This is a genomic window from Niallia taxi, from assembly GCF_004005475.1.
Classification (GTDB): Bacteria; Bacillota; Bacilli; order Bacillales; family Cytobacillaceae; genus Niallia; species Niallia taxi.
In genome coordinates this window covers 672,215-686,476 of record NZ_RZTZ01000002.1, presented here as the reverse complement: position 1 = coordinate 686,476, position 14,262 = coordinate 672,215, and the positions used below count along the sequence as shown (strand labels likewise).

The window sequence follows — 14,262 nt, the reverse complement described above, 5'->3', positions numbered from 1 at the left end:
CTAAATTTGCTTATTTAATGCTGGCAATCTGTTTATATGTTAAAGGTGCCAACAGTTTTAATGATTCTTTATAAGAACCGCCTAAATAATACATGGCAAAGGTTTCCGCAAAGTATTCCTCAGGATAGTTCAAAAAATACGGTCTTTGTGGAAAAAGCCTGGCTTTCTCTTTATTCCAAGCCGAAATAAATTGTTCCTTTTTACTATAATAATTCAGTACCTTATAGTCAATGGAATGAGCGAGTTCATGTAGCTCCAGGTTAACTGAACCGTGTCCGCTCCCTTTATTACTTGAGCCAATCTTGACAAGCACCGTTTGTCCGCCACCGATTCCTGGTACATCATCCCACGTTTTTGTCGTGCGATACCCTCTTGGTATTATTCCAGCAAATTGCTTTGCTGTCGGATTATCGGTTAGCTTTCCAGTAAATAGCTTTATTTTAATTCCCTTTTCTTCTATTTTAGATAAAAGAGATAATGGCAGCCTATTAAGACGCTTCCCAATTACTGCTGCTTCCATTTGATCAAATGCTCCTTTTGGAAGCAAAATAATAGATTGCAGGTTTTCCTGTTCTTCTGCTGTAAGAGTATCCTTTAATATCGATTGGACAGGATAATCTTTCAGCATGATTCCGTCTGTCTCCTGCTGGGAATTCCCCATCAGTAGCGAGACAATGCCAATCATAAAAAATGGCATAATCTTTTTTAAATGCTTCATCCTTACTCTCTCCATCTTTGCTCTCCGATGTATTACTAGTATGTTTGATGAGGAGGAGATTAATAATATAATAGATTATAGCATATAATGATAGTTTAATTGCGCCAGAAAAAATATTGGCAATACCTTCAAAAAAAGCCCTTCAAAAAAGAAACAAGAAAGGCTTCTTTTCTGAAAGGCTGCTTAGCTTGCTGTTTATTTCATACACTCTGTCTTTGTGACAGCCAGGAGTTATACGTCCAATCCGTAGTTGCGGCATAGTGCTGCAAGTCCGCCAGAGAATCCGCTGCCAATAGCATTAAACTTCCAATCGCCATTATGCTTGTACAATTCACAAATGACAACAGCTGTCTCCACAGAAAAATCTTCGCCTAAATCATATCGAAGTATTTCTACATTTGTTTCTTCATTCACGACACGAACAAACGCATTAGAAACTTGACCAAAATTTTGACTTCTAGAATCTGCGTCATGAATCGTCACAGCGATGCCGACTTTATGTACATGTGCTGGAATTTTAGAAAAGTCGATGACGATTTGTTCATCATCCCCATCGCCTTCACCTGTCCGGTTATCGCCTGTATGCTCCACACCGCCGCTCGGATGTGCAAGGTTGTTGTAGAAAATGAAATCTACATCATTTATCACTTTACCGTTTGCATCTGCCAGAAATGCTGATGCATCCAAGTCAAAATCAACACCGCCGTCATAGCGATTTGTGTCCCATCCTAATCCGATTATCGCTCTCGTTAAGCCTGGATTTGTTTTCGTCAGGTCAATTCTTTGTCCTTTTGATAGATTGATGCTCATTCTTTTCTCCTCCTTTTAATCACTTGCTGATATTAAGAATAAGATTTTACTACTTCACCAAGACTGCCGGCAGATGTTCCAGAACCAATTGCGCCAAACTTCCACTCTTGACCGTTTCTGTAAAGTTCACCAACAATTAAGCTAGTCATGCCATTATAGTTATCTGTCAGATTGTAGTGAAGCAGTGTCTCATTAGAGCTTGGATTAACTATGCGGATAAATGCGTTTTGAATCATTCCGAAATGCTGTTTTCTTTTCACCGCATCATAAATATTAACAACGAAAACAAGCTTATGTACTGCTGCAGGAACACGGCTTAATTCCACAAAAATTTGCTCATCATCCCCTGCACCGTCTCCAGTCAAGTTGTCGCCAGTATGCTGAATGCTTCCATCTCTGCTTTTCAAGTTGCCAAAGTAAATAACATCACTGTTCCCTTTTACTTTGCCGTTCTCATCAAGCATTAATACTGATGCATCACAGTCAACATTTGCTCCGCCAGAACCGCCGCCAAATAAAGAACCAAACAGTCCGCCGCCTTTATTTTGCTGAACTGGATCCCAACCAAGACCTACCATAATCTTTGATAAACCAGGATTGCCCTTCGTCAAATCCACTCTTTGTCCTTTTTGCAGATTGATTGCCATATTATCCACTCCTATGTATTATGTATTTTTTTAGGTCAGGGCAGCAGTACTGCCCTGATTGTTAGCCTTTTAATTTCATTTGCTTGAAATTACTGTGAAGCTGCTCCAGTTTTTTCGTACCTTCTTCGCGGAGCCTCTTATTTTCTTCTTCAATCGATTTTGTTTCCTGCATACCCTTCATAATGATATTCCAGGATTCCTCGATTGTTTCAATTTTAATGCTTGGCGCACCTGCCATTCTTGCAATATCCACACTTTGCTGTGAAATATTTTGTGCATTGCGGACAAGCATCTCATTTGTGCGACGGTCAAGCTCGCTCATGCTGTCTGCTACTAGCTTCTGTCTTTTTGCTGCAACAGCTTGAATCAATCCGTTTTTAAAAATAGGAATTGTCGTAACAAAAGCAGAGTTAATCTTTCCGATTAATTTCGTATTTCCGCGCTGCAGCAGTCTTATTTGCGGTGCTGTCTGCAATGCGACCATTTTGGCCATTTCCAAATCATACACACGCTGATCGATCAATTCAATCGCATTTCGTAATGTATCAAGCTGCATCGAAGCAAGCTGATCTCCTTGGATTGCTTTTGCCTCAATTGGAGGAAGCACCTCTTGTTTTAGCTGATCTGATTTCATTGCGCCTGCAACAGCATATTTCTCAAGCGTCAAATAATATTGATAGTTTTGCTCATACATATTGTCGAGCATGTTTGTCGAATCAACCATCTCCGTTTGGTATTTGGAAATTTCCACATAAACCTTATCAATCTCCGATCCCATTGACTGGTACTTACCAAAAAGCTTCTCCATGATTTTTTCGCTTTTTTTGAACAGCTTTCCAAACAGTCCCTTTGAGGATTGCTCAAAGTCTTTTTTATCGAACTTATCCATAATCCTGCCAAGCTGTTTCAGCAGTTCTCCTGAGTCTTCGACTTTTGTTGTTCTCATGTTGCTGAGAATTTGATCGGAGAATTTAGAAATCTGAACAGCAGGCTCTTTTCCGAACTCTAGTATTTGAATTTGGTCTCTTTCATCTATAGATTTTGCCAGCTGCTGTACTTCTGGTTCATTTCTTAAGGCAAGCTTGATTTCAGAAACCTTATTTTCCGTTAACACATCTATAACTTGGTGTTCATTGCTTGAAGAATTAGATGATTGCATATTCACTGCTAATCTCCCCTTCTATTTTTTTTAAAACCATTCAGTATCATTTTCTTAAAGAACGACTCTTCCTTATATTCCAGTTCAAACACAACATCCTCGAGCCAGTGGGAGTCATAGGAGCCTTCTGTAATAAACGGCTCCATATCCATATGGCCTGGCGGATTATAAAGAATAATATCCACTCCGAATGCATTTAATAACAGCAAAATCGCTGCATCCTCTCTCGTAAAAATGCCGTTTTGCTCTGTCTTATACAAAATGATGCTTGGAACATCCTGCGAATAGTCAAATTTCTGCAGCAGCTTCAAGATGTCAGCAGGTATGATCAGTCCTTGTGTAAACAGGAAAATAGCTGCTTCTTCTGAAGTTTCATTCGGTAATGACTGAAGACGAGGCTTATGGCAAATAGATCGAATGCTTGATGCGATTCCTTTTTGCAATCCTATTGGCAAACGGCCATAGCTCCAATAGTTCGATCCCATCATTTTATCTATGTCCAATTTCCCATCTTTGCCAAGAGCATTTCGATAATGAAAACGATAATCGCTGACGATTGCTCTTGTAAAAGGAAAATTCTTTATTAATAGGGCATGTTCCACATTTACAAGGGTATGCATCCTATCCCAGTATTCCTTCCTATTGCTGCTTACACCAAATACTTTAGCAAAAATAGTAGGAATTTTCACTTCTCCATTACTTACTTCAAAATTCGGGCGTATCATCGCTTTTTCTTTTTCCAATAAAAACAGCTCGTCATATGTCGTCTTGAGCGTGACGGACATTGGTGTGTAATCCCTCAGCTGCCATGGTTTATAAAGGCCAGAGCCTTCATGATTTAAAATGCTCTCAATTTCTTTTGACGCTCTGTAAGCAACCGTTGCTGTTCTTCTCCGTTTTTCCGTCGGAAATTCCTCCGCCTCTTTCTCCTGCGGATATCTATGGATAAAAACAGGCTGCACGTCACCTGCAATTTGCTCGAATACATCGTCACCATTTGGACTTGCAATCACCAAATCACAGCCGATTTGCGACAAATATGTTAAAAAGTAAGCTTGGCTTTTATTGCCAGTCCCATACCACAAGTATTGCGGAAGTCTATCACTGCCACCGCATGCCTCAAGACTTGGCTGAAGGTGGTTGATAGACCATTTAATAACATCAACAAGCACTCTGCGTAGCTCGCTGCTCTTTAAGCCAGTTGGTTCTGTTTCGGCAAAGCGCTCGACAAGCTTTATCATGCTTTCCCTTAATTTTCGGTGTATGGATGGACTCGGTGATTTCAAAATCAGGTTTTCCCCGTCCAAAAAGGCTACAAACCGATTAACAGAAAGATTTTGTTCATGAAGTACATTCAGTACTTTTTGAATTGCTTGGAAATGCTTGTTATCCAAAACACGGTTCAAGTGATTATTGCTAATCAGTTCTAAGTTATTATCTTCTGAATGAACCCAATCATAAAGCTGATTATAATATTCATCTTCATCCATTGGTACACCTAGAAGCTTTACAAATACTTGCCCAAAGGTAATGGTTCCGTTTTCTTCCTTATAAAAAGGCCGGCTATTCAGCGGCTGTTGCATAGTTGTATACCAGTTTTCCATCGATACAGGAAGTATCTGCCCATTCAGTGTGTGTAAATTAACATTCATTTTTCCCACTTCCCTAAACGAACTGCTCTTTTTTAAATAATCATTTCGCGTAAAGCTTTATATGTATCATAGCACAGTATATTAATATTGCTAAATATTTACCCTATATAAATTAGTACGATTATTTGTCCAAAAAGTTTCATTTTTCTACAATTAAACTTTGCTTTCCCCTTAATAAGGTCAAGCTTTTGCCTGCTGCTAATCTAAAGTCAAAAGTTAATAGCCTTTATGTAAAAACTATCTATCTTTCACCATTTTTTGCAAAATGCATACAATACAGTAATTTAGGCTAAGTAGGTGTTAATTATGAGATTACTATTTCGAAAAATGTCTTATCATCAAATGGAAGATGACATGAAACAAATGGAGAAAGTACTTTGCTCCAAGTCTTTTTTGTACATTGACCTCTTTCTTATCGGTATCATGATCAGTTTCGCTGTTTCCATTAGCTTTCATTCCCTGTTAGTCGGCGCAGTCGCCTTCTTCGTTTTCTATACAGTTTTCTCTACCATTTATTATTTACTTTCCAAATGGCTCAAAGACTCTCCTGCAGAGGAGTAGAACTTCTCTTTATAAGCTGGTGAACAGACTTAATAATCTCTTCACCAGCATTTGCTCCTTGAAATTTCGTGAATGTAAATGTATTTGCGCTCATCAGCTCTGAAGCCATTTCCCCATGCCTTGGCATGAATGGATATGTACAAACATCCAATAAAGGGACATCAAGCAGGGAATCTCCTGCACCTGCTATTTGTGTTATGCCCTCTCGCTTTTGAATAAACTTTACTGCTTTTCCCTTACAAACAGGTGATGGCATGAAGTACAGCTTTCTTCCCTGCAATGACAGCTTCCAGCCATTTTCGGCAGCAATATCACCTATCTGTTTTTTTGTATCTGAGGTTATTTGCTCCTCTAATATAAAATAAAAGAATAGATCATCTGCGATTTTCAGTTTGCCAGGAAGCTTATATCCTTGCAGAAGTTTCATTAAATCCTCTTTTTGGCTACACTCTTCTGCAAGCTTGCTTTGTACTGTTTCTGTCCATTCAGAAAGTACTTCCCCTTTATAATGGATATTCGCCCCATTTGAAGTCACACTATATGTCACTGGTATTTCCTCTGCGAAAATATAGATGCGGTTATATTGCTCATATGTCCTTGTCGTAACAGGCACAAAAAGAGCTTCACTAGCAAGTTCCTTAAGAAGGTTAAGTGCTGTTCCCTTCATATAAGAGACATTTTCTCCATTCCTTTTTTCAACAGGGACCATTTCTTTATTAAGCGGTGTACCCATTTCAGAAAGGGCACGTTGTGAATAAATTAACGTTCTGTCCAAATCGGATGCGAACATTATCACTTCGCTTCACCCACTTTTTTAATGAGACCACAGCATGTATAACTCATATTTGGATATGGGATTATTTCTACGTTCCGTTCCTTCGCCAGCATGATGATATGACGTACATAAGGGCTATCAGGATCCTTCATTAAGATTTTCCATGGCACACGTCTTAAAAGTACCCTTGTTGTTTCGCCTACCCCTGGCTTAACGTAATTGGCTGTTTCAATGCCAAATTCTTCCTTTATCTCTAAAACTTCCTTCATTCCTTTGAAGGAAACTGCTTCTGCCTTTTTGATTTCTGCAATCGCTTGTTCTAATTCATGTTCGTTAATATGCGTAAATTGCGAGGCGATTTGTTCTAAATATTGTTCTGAAACGTCATATTCTTCTAATTCTTGATAATACTTGGCGCCATGAAAATCATTTGTTCCTATATACGCATCATTAAGGACTGTTCTGCTGACAAGGCCTGAAACAGTCGAATTAAGGCACGCGCTTGGAATAAGAAAGTCTTCTCTAGTGCCAAACAAATCCGTACAATAGCCAGGATCTGCAACAACAGCAAGACTATCATCAAGCTTTACGCCATACTTCTCTTCAAAGTCTTGCACAGACTTTGTCAGTTCAATGGAAATGGCTCCTTTACCTGTCCAGCCGTCTACAAATTGAATATTGCAGCCAGGATGAGATTTCAGGATGTAGTTAAGCGCATTTTCGTCTATTCCTCTATCCCTGATAATAGAGATGCTGTAATGAGGAATATTTTCACGATATTTAAATTGTATGTATCGCTTCATCAAAATACCGATTGGTGTGCCTGCTCTTGCAAGGGAGACGAGGACTGTGTTTTGCCCTTTTCTTCTGTATATTTGCTCTGCAACGACTGCCGTGCAAAAGGCTACCTTTGTCTTGTATTCTGCAAGAGTTTCCCAAAAAACCTGCAAATAATGTTCTGGCGGATTGTATTCAAACGGCAATGTCTCACTATAATGCTGACCACCTTGAATGCGTTTTTCCCGCTCTTCTGTATTCCCCTCTAAACGGACGTCACTTAAGTCCTTTAATAGAAAAACGACATCCTCCTGCTTATACGATCCAAACCTTCTCTGACCAGCTTTCTGTATCATCTCACTTACCTCCCGCTGCATACACGATGTTTATTTTTCTAACTCCCGTACCCGCAAGCTTCTCAATTAGAGGCTGGAGCTTGGCTTCGTCTAGTTTCCTCTCAAAAAATATAAATATATCATCATATGGATATTCCGTTAAATTATATAAATAGTGGTCAATACTAGTATCCTCCGGATTAAGGAAGTGAATGGCTGTTTTTGCGCCATAAAAATGTTCATTATATGGATAAATAGGGCTTCTCGTACTTGATTGATAGTAGACTCCATCTCCCATCAGAGACGCAATCTTCATTGGAATATACATAAACTCGCCAGTTCCTATGGAAAGTGTTTGATTGCCAATGCGCTTTTGCGTAAGGAAGGAGGCCGCTTCCTTCACCCAACCTATTTCACTTGAGTTAAGACCAAATCTGCCTGTATTCTCTAAATACGGATTTTGATTGCGTTCGCCAAGCATCGTTCTTGAGGAAAAAGGAAGCAAATTATCCTTCGTAAATTCGTTTAAGCTAATATATTCTGTTTCCACTTTATTTGTTGATATGCCTGTTGCTTCCTGTTCGTCACAGATATTTTGCAGCACACCGTCTAATTGGAAAACACCCTTTAATAAGCTGACACAACGGACAGTAATACCAAGCTCTTGTTGTAGGCTTTTAAGCTTTGCTTCATTTTCCTTTGAACGCCAATCAAGGATAGAGACAACTGTATATTCTGTGCGCGGATATTTCGCCTGTATATCTCGAATAATATTAATGGCCGTATTACCTGTTGTCAGTTCATCATCAACGAGAATAACCTCACGCTGTGTATCAAGCATGGTGGCATCAATATAGCAGCGATGTGAGGTAGCGTGGGAATGCTCCTCCTCAAATGAGATGATGGAGTCCATGCCATCCACTACTTCTCTCGTTGTATGAAAAAAGGACGCATGGGAAAATGCCCTATAAAAACTATGGCCAAGCGCTGTTGCTGTTTCAGCAAAGCCGATGATAATTGGGTTTGCTATTTCCTTGGCAATAATCGGTTCATCGCGAAAGCTGGCAATGTTGTCATAATAGGCTTCCAGCAATATCTCTTTATTAGAAGATACAGCTCCAGTCTTTAATTCTTCATATCTGGCAGCAAGCGCAAAGCCAGTCCACAATCCTAATTGTGGTTTAATAGGAATATGTTTTCCTAGTAGCTTGCTGACGAATAAAAAGGATCTTTTTTTATTAATTCTCGCCGCCATTTGAAACAGCTCTTGTACCTCCAGTTCAAATGGATTTTCCGTTATTTCGATATGCATTTTTAATTCATTTAGGATTGGTAACGAAATTTTCTTGTTTGAGTAAGTCAATGTATGTAAATTCTTCATGGAACACCCCATAAACTCTAGATTTTAGCATGATTTTCTGTGCCCAATAAAAATGTGGCTTTATTTCGTTCATCTTATTGGAAAAGGAGCTTTTCATAACCCCAATATCGCCATTATTGCTTGCAATGATATTTGCAGCATCTAAGTATTCCTCATAGCTGACCACGTTTAGTGCTTGAACAGGCTTAATATGGGATGGGTGGATGATTGTTTTTCCAGTTAGACCGTTAGTAATATCCATTAGCACTTCCCTTATCAAGCCGTCCATATGTCTGTCTATTAGCTGTGTCCTCATCTGCATGCCAGCCTTGCCGTATCTTTTCCGAAACGGCGTTTCCCGCAGCTGTGGAATCAGCATTCTTTCTTTTGAAGAGAAATATTCCCATACAGGTCCTGACACGACATAAGGGCTATCTGCACGCAAAAACACATTAATGATATCTGTGATGCAGTCACGGATAATGGCCACATCATATACGGTCGTATCTGTATTCCGTCTAATCCCATATAAACCACAAAAATCAGTCGCACCAATCCGGACATTTAAAATAAGATGCTTATATGTATCGAGCACTGCCTTAATCGACAACAATTCTTCTAGTCTAGTTTCTTTTTCTATGATTCTTTTCGTCTCCAAGATTGGCATTGCATATAGCAAATTCCCTATGCTATTATATGCCTCCAATTCCTTCAAAATAATACTTCCTACTGCAGCATCAAATTTAGGAATAACAATTCCTGTTAATAAGTGGATGCATTCGTGGAGAGAATCCATCAGCCTCAAAAACTGCTCAACAGAACGGATGCGAATAAAAATCATCGGCATCTCAGCTTTTAATAAAATGCCTTGCTCGATGCTTGTCTTGATGTTGATAAGCTCTTCTTTTAATTTCTCTTCAGCAAGCTCCACTTCATGATCACCAATAGAGTCCTCCAGGCATATAACCATAGATGTTAATCCAGAATGCTTCTTTATGAGAAGGTCATGATATATATTCGGTCTTGTTGCAGGCATATACAGGGTGGAAGCAAGTGCATAGGATAAAATTTCCTTATCCGAATTAATAGATAACTCTTCAGGTTTTTTATAAAAAAGCTTTTCTCGTTGCTTATCATTTAAATCAGCAAATAATTTCATTTTCACTAACTCCATTCAACTATAATACCTATATATTCAGATTATTCCGATAATATTTTTATATAAATAGTACGTACTTATTTTAATATAATATAGTTCTTCTTGCATTAATATATTTCTTTTTATAGGGAATTTTGTAATCAATTGGATTGATTTATCCTTGCTATAAGGAGGAGATTAAGTTGGAAAGGAAATAAAAGAAGGGAAGACATAATGTCTTTATCCCTTCTTTAAGTTTAACTATCTTATGCTTCGCCTTGCTCTGCTTTTTTCTTGTTGCGGTTATGAACAACAAATGTCGCTGCAAAAGCGATAACTAATATGCCGAAGAATACGTAGTGATGTACATGAACACCAACAACACCTAAAAGCATTTTCACTGAAATAATCAGAATCAAAATGTATGCTGTGCCTTCCAATTCTGGTACACGATCAATCAGCTTCAAGAATACACCTGCAACACCGCGCATCATCAAGACTCCAAGCATACCGCCGACAAGCAGTACCCAAACCTGGTTGCTGACACCGAATGCCGCAAGAACACTGTCTACAGAAAAAGCAATATCCATCATTTCAACTGCGATAACTGTACCCCAGAATGTTCCGAAAAGACGAATTAAAAGACCATTTTGGTTAATACCATGTGATTCTTCTTCGCCTTCTCCTTCTAATGCATCCTTCTCCTTGCGTTTATCAATGAAGTATTTGATTGCCAAATATGCCAAGTACGCTGCACCAAGCACTTTAACCCACCATAATTTAATAAGGAATACACCGATTCCGATTGCAATGAAACGGAAGATGTATGCGCCAAGCAAACCATAGAAAAGTGCTTTTTTTCGTTTTTCCGGCGGAAGATGCTTTACCATAACAGCAAGCACAAGTGCGTTGTCTGCTGATAATAACCCTTCAAGAATAACAAGTGTTCCAATATATCCCCAGCTTACAGGGTCTGTTAGTACCTGACCCCACATTTCCCAATTGAAAAACTGAGAGTATGTATGGATAATGCTTTCAATAATTCCCATTCGTGTATGTTCCTCCTAATTGATTGCTCTTCTTTATTCATGATTAAACAATCATGCTGCTTTTTCTTTTTTTCAGCCTGCAATCAAATGGAAAATGCAACCGAAAAGAGTTTCCCCTTTATCTAAAATCAGCCTACTTGTAGTCCGAAATCAGTCGCTAACGCTGCTAAGCCGCCTTGATAGCCGCTGCCAGTAGCGCTAAATTTCCATTCGCCGTTGTGACGGTATAATTCTCCGACAACTAATGCAGTTTCGATAGAGAAGTCTTCTCCTAAGTCATAACGGATAAGCTCTTCATTATTTTGTTCATTTAGGATGCGCACATATGAATTAGAAACTTGTCCGAAGTTTTGGTTTCTTGCGTCACCTTCATGAATAGTAATAGTAAAGGCAATTTTTTGCACACTTGCAGGCACACCTTGCAAATCAATAATTACAGATTCATCATCGCCGTCGCCATCACCAGTACGGTTATCTCCTGAGTGAACGACAGATCCGTTACCGCCAGTTGTGTTATTGTAGAAGACAAAGTCAGCGTCAGAAGCTACTTTTCCATTTTCCGCTAACAAAAATACAGATGTATCTAAGTCGAAATCGTTTCCGCCATCGTATTTATTCACGTCCCATCCTAAACCAACAACCACTTTTGTCAATCCAGGGTTTCCTTTTGTCAAATCCACTTTTTGTCCTTTTGATAAACTAATTGCCATGATTAATTCCTCCATTTTTTTCTCATTTTTATTATCTACGTTTCTACTGCTCCAAGGGTTTCACATTTTATTATAATTTATTGGGAAAGTTTTTATTAGCTCATCCATCTTGGCGGCATATTCTTATCCCAATAGATGTTGCCTAGTGCATAATGATTTTGGAAGTTATCCTGAAACGTGTGATAATGAAAATTGAACCAATAGCCTTCTTGTGGGGGGCGATCCCTTCTCACATGAAAGCGAATCACATCCTGATCGTCTTTCAAAATGTGAAAAATCCGTTCGCTCGTCCCTGGGCTTGGCATTTCAGTTATGGTAAGCTGGCTCAAATCTTCATCAGGGAAGCTGCTTGTCACATCGTTTATCGCTTTTTCTATATTCGGCAAAATTGCCAGTTTAAATTCATCTTCAATGACTGGTTTAATTTTGCTTCCGAATTTCGTATAGCTTTGCACCTCAGCTTCTTCCATCAGCTTGCCCACGACCTTTTCTCTATCCGATCGTTCATCAAGAACTGCGACAGGCTCAAGCGACAATTCTGTCGATATTGGGAGCTGTCTCTCATCTGCAGGCTTCTTTTCGTCCCCATTTCCAGAATTGTATAAGGAGGAAGGGGAAGGAGTAATCAGTCCAAATGTTAAAATTGACACAAAGACAACAAGACTTTTTCGAATCCAATTAGGCATTGTAAACACCTCACTTTCAAGGTCCTGCTTATCCATGTAAAGAATATTCTATCTCTTTAAAATGGTTCTTTCTTAATAATATACAGTACTATTCAAGTATATAATAAAGTTCAATTATTCAGCTACTATTTATACTGCATTTATATAAAAATAATAGCTGACTTTCCTTAATTTTTCCTATAATTCAATAATGCCATAGTGAAATTTTGCTGTTTTTCGGTCGATGCGCTTAAAATTAAAATCTTCAAACCTGCTGCTTTTATAGTGATCCTTTAGGACAACTCTTTCCTTTGCAACACGTCGTGCTTCTTTTATCATCGCACTCGTCCAATCCTCATAAACAGCGAGACTCTTCAATGGCTTTATTCCATCTGAATCGATTTGCTCCTCAAACATCGGATCGAAATAAACACAATCCACGCTATTATCCTGCCGTTTCCTTAATTCATCTAGGGCATGACCAGCTGTAACCTTTATTCTTCTCATCGCCCTGTCAATATCCTCTTCATCTGCCTGCCAGCTTGAAAGCCCTTCTTTGACGATAAAGGCAATGACCGGGCTTGCCTCCAAGCCTTCAACGATACCACTCTCGCCAACTGCGAAGCTTGCGACAATGCTGTCAGATGCGAGTCCAAGCGTACAGTCTAGAAAGGATTTTCCTGCTGATAGATTGCATGCCTCAATAAATGGATCATACTCTTTTTTCTGGAGTCTTTTCACACGGAACATAGCAGAGCTGGGATGGAAGAAAAAAGGCTCCTCTCCATTTACGGCAAACAGCTCATATCTTTCTTTGCCTGCTACTAATACATCCTCTTTATAAAAAGATAACAGGGATCGAACTGTCTTTTTATTTCTGTCCACATATTTACATCCTAAAAGGTATGCCGCGTCTTTCGCCTGCTGCTTCATCACTTCATTTGTTCTTCCTGCTGTTGTAACAATCATTATGAATCACCTTTCATACAGAACCTAAGTTAGCGTTAAAAAAAGGAGGGCAGTGTATACATGCCCTCCTTTTTACATCTTTTATTACTGTAATTAACAGTTTTGCTCAAAAGCAGACATTAAATTTTCCATGATCGCTTCCATTGAATTGCCTTCGATATCATAACGAGGAATGAAATGAACGACTTGGTTGTCTTTAATTAAAGCCATAGAAGGAGATGATGGCTCGATATCTCCAAAAAATTCTCTCATTCTAGCCGTTGCTTCTTTGTCTTGTCCTGCGAATACTGTTACAAGATGATCAGGTTTTTTCTCCGCCTGCAAAACAGCCTGTGTTGCAGCAGGTCTTGCAAGTCCTGCTGCACATCCGCATACAGAATTAACAACAACTAATGAAGTCCCTTCACTTTTGCTAATAAACTCTTCTACTGCCTCTTCAGAAGTCAACTCCTCAAAACCTGCATTAACTAGCTCTGCTCGCATTGGCTTAACCATTTGCTTCATATATTCTTCGTATGCCATTGACATAATTGTTTCCTCCTTTAATTTGTGCATGTGAATATAGCATACAACACTGAAATTGTTCATGCAACGAAATGAGACTCTGCTAACGCCACGTTTTTTCTTTATTCAGCCTTCTCACACCAAGGAGGCGGCAAATCCGAATAGCTGGACGAATTAGCAGAAGGACACTTCCGCAAATATACATAACAGCGCCTAACACCTTCCACCCAAGCAGCATGTTAAAAATGGTTCCTAATAAGAATAATAGACCTATCAGAATATCATTAATTGTATAAACCAGCTGATATTTATCCTTAAGAATAATCGCTAAAGAACCGAAAGAAATATGGAGATTATTGTCTTCATCTATATGTTTTTTCAATCTTTATACACCCCGTCATAATTAGATTACTGAAATTATTCCTTTTAGCGG

Annotated in this window: 16 protein-coding genes; 1 reads left to right on the top strand and 15 read right to left on the bottom strand. The window is 38.9% G+C overall.

What is annotated here, in order from left to right; all coding sequences use genetic code 11:
- Positions 1-10: 10 nt before the first annotated feature.
- From EM808_RS08285 to EM808_RS08265, 5 genes are all read right to left on the bottom strand, one after another.
- Positions 11-718, bottom strand: a complete 708-nt coding sequence (locus EM808_RS08285) for an anthrax toxin lethal factor-related metalloendopeptidase (protein WP_127737701.1) — start codon at positions 716-718, stop codon at positions 11-13.
- Positions 719-949: 231 nt separating this feature from the next.
- Positions 950-1,528, bottom strand: a complete 579-nt coding sequence (locus EM808_RS08280; RefSeq protein WP_127737700.1) for a TerD family protein — start codon at positions 1,526-1,528, stop codon at positions 950-952.
- A 32-nt stretch (positions 1,529-1,560) separates the two neighbouring features.
- Positions 1,561-2,175: a TerD family protein gene (locus EM808_RS08275; RefSeq protein WP_127737699.1), complete on the bottom strand. Its 615-nt coding sequence runs from the start codon at positions 2,173-2,175 to the stop codon at positions 1,561-1,563.
- Positions 2,176-2,236: 61 nt separating this feature from the next.
- On the bottom strand, positions 2,237-3,334 hold the full coding sequence (locus EM808_RS08270) for a toxic anion resistance protein (protein WP_127737927.1): 1,098 nt from the start codon (positions 3,332-3,334) through the stop codon (positions 2,237-2,239).
- Positions 3,335-3,342: 8 nt separating this feature from the next.
- Entirely contained in the window at positions 3,343-4,986 is a 1,644-nt protein-coding gene (locus tag EM808_RS08265) for a YceG family protein (RefSeq protein WP_127737698.1), read from the bottom strand.
- 306 nt (positions 4,987-5,292) lie between these two features.
- Here EM808_RS08265 and EM808_RS08260 point away from each other — a divergent pair, with 306 nt between their 5' ends.
- Complete coding sequence (locus EM808_RS08260) at positions 5,293-5,547, top strand: hypothetical protein (protein WP_127737697.1); 255 nt, start codon at positions 5,293-5,295, stop codon at positions 5,545-5,547.
- Here EM808_RS08260 and EM808_RS08255 read toward each other — a convergent pair.
- From EM808_RS08255 to EM808_RS08210, 10 genes are all read right to left on the bottom strand, one after another.
- Positions 5,522-6,337 carry an HAD family hydrolase gene (locus EM808_RS08255; RefSeq protein WP_235856589.1) on the bottom strand — a complete coding sequence of 272 codons (816 nt, stop codon included), beginning with the start codon at positions 6,335-6,337 and terminating at the stop codon, positions 5,522-5,524. The genes EM808_RS08260 and EM808_RS08255 overlap by 26 nt on opposite strands.
- Before the next feature lie 2 nt (positions 6,338-6,339).
- Positions 6,340-7,455 carry a cysteine protease StiP family protein gene (locus tag EM808_RS08250; protein WP_127737695.1) on the bottom strand — a complete coding sequence of 372 codons (1,116 nt, stop codon included), beginning with the start codon at positions 7,453-7,455 and terminating at the stop codon, positions 6,340-6,342.
- Position 7,456: 1 nt separating this feature from the next.
- Complete coding sequence (locus EM808_RS08245) at positions 7,457-8,815, bottom strand: phosphoribosyltransferase family protein (protein ID WP_127737694.1); 1,359 nt, start codon at positions 8,813-8,815, stop codon at positions 7,457-7,459.
- Entirely contained in the window at positions 8,754-9,953 is a 1,200-nt protein-coding gene (locus tag EM808_RS08240) for an HpcH/HpaI aldolase/citrate lyase family protein (RefSeq protein WP_127737693.1), read from the bottom strand. Before EM808_RS08240 ends, EM808_RS08245 begins: the two co-directional genes overlap by 62 nt.
- A 245-nt stretch (positions 9,954-10,198) precedes the next feature.
- Complete coding sequence (locus EM808_RS08235) at positions 10,199-10,981, bottom strand: TerC family protein (RefSeq protein WP_127737692.1); 783 nt, start codon at positions 10,979-10,981, stop codon at positions 10,199-10,201.
- A gap of 128 nt (positions 10,982-11,109) precedes the next feature.
- Complete coding sequence (locus EM808_RS08230) at positions 11,110-11,691, bottom strand: TerD family protein (RefSeq protein ID WP_127737691.1); 582 nt, start codon at positions 11,689-11,691, stop codon at positions 11,110-11,112.
- 95 nt (positions 11,692-11,786) lie between these two features.
- Positions 11,787-12,377: a YpjP family protein gene (locus EM808_RS08225; RefSeq protein ID WP_127737690.1), complete on the bottom strand. Its 591-nt coding sequence runs from the start codon at positions 12,375-12,377 to the stop codon at positions 11,787-11,789.
- Positions 12,378-12,554: 177 nt separating this feature from the next.
- On the bottom strand, positions 12,555-13,325 hold the full coding sequence (locus tag EM808_RS08220) for a class I SAM-dependent methyltransferase (protein ID WP_127737689.1): 771 nt from the start codon (positions 13,323-13,325) through the stop codon (positions 12,555-12,557).
- Between the two features lie 93 nt (positions 13,326-13,418).
- A complete protein-coding gene (locus EM808_RS08215; protein WP_127737688.1) occupies positions 13,419-13,853 on the bottom strand; it encodes a BrxA/BrxB family bacilliredoxin in 435 nt (144 codons plus the stop codon).
- 79 nt (positions 13,854-13,932) lie between these two features.
- A complete protein-coding gene (locus EM808_RS08210; protein WP_127737687.1) occupies positions 13,933-14,211 on the bottom strand; it encodes a YrhK family protein in 279 nt (92 codons plus the stop codon).
- Positions 14,212-14,262 lie beyond the last annotated feature (51 nt).

Excerpts from the sequence above, each read along its gene's own strand:
- EM808_RS08270 (WP_127737927.1), bottom strand. The coding sequence starts at position 3,334 with ATGCAATCATCTAATTCTTCAAGCAATGAACACCAAGTTATAGATGTG.
- EM808_RS08225 (WP_127737690.1), bottom strand. The coding sequence starts at position 12,377 with ATGCCTAATTGGATTCGAAAAAGTCTTGTTGTCTTTGTGTCAATTTTA.
- EM808_RS08240 (WP_127737693.1), bottom strand. The coding sequence starts at position 9,953 with ATGAAATTATTTGCTGATTTAAATGATAAGCAACGAGAAAAGCTTTTT.
- EM808_RS08260 (WP_127737697.1), top strand. The coding sequence starts at position 5,293 with ATGAGATTACTATTTCGAAAAATGTCTTATCATCAAATGGAAGATGAC.
- EM808_RS08275 (WP_127737699.1), bottom strand. The coding sequence starts at position 2,175 with ATGGCAATCAATCTGCAAAAAGGACAAAGAGTGGATTTGACGAAGGGC.
- EM808_RS08245 (WP_127737694.1), bottom strand. The coding sequence starts at position 8,815 with ATGAAGAATTTACATACATTGACTTACTCAAACAAGAAAATTTCGTTA.
- EM808_RS08235 (WP_127737692.1), bottom strand. The coding sequence starts at position 10,981 with ATGGGAATTATTGAAAGCATTATCCATACATACTCTCAGTTTTTCAAT.
- EM808_RS08220 (WP_127737689.1), bottom strand. The coding sequence starts at position 13,325 with ATGATTGTTACAACAGCAGGAAGAACAAATGAAGTGATGAAGCAGCAG.
- EM808_RS08215 (WP_127737688.1), bottom strand. The coding sequence starts at position 13,853 with ATGTCAATGGCATACGAAGAATATATGAAGCAAATGGTTAAGCCAATG.
- EM808_RS08280 (WP_127737700.1), bottom strand. The coding sequence starts at position 1,528 with ATGAGCATCAATCTATCAAAAGGACAAAGAATTGACCTGACGAAAACA.
- EM808_RS08250 (WP_127737695.1), bottom strand. The coding sequence starts at position 7,455 with ATGATACAGAAAGCTGGTCAGAGAAGGTTTGGATCGTATAAGCAGGAG.
- EM808_RS08265 (WP_127737698.1), bottom strand. The coding sequence starts at position 4,986 with ATGAATGTTAATTTACACACACTGAATGGGCAGATACTTCCTGTATCG.
- EM808_RS08255 (WP_235856589.1), bottom strand. The coding sequence starts at position 6,337 with ATGTTCGCATCCGATTTGGACAGAACGTTAATTTATTCACAACGTGCC.
- EM808_RS08285 (WP_127737701.1), bottom strand. The coding sequence starts at position 718 with ATGAAGCATTTAAAAAAGATTATGCCATTTTTTATGATTGGCATTGTC.
- EM808_RS08230 (WP_127737691.1), bottom strand. The coding sequence starts at position 11,691 with ATGGCAATTAGTTTATCAAAAGGACAAAAAGTGGATTTGACAAAAGGA.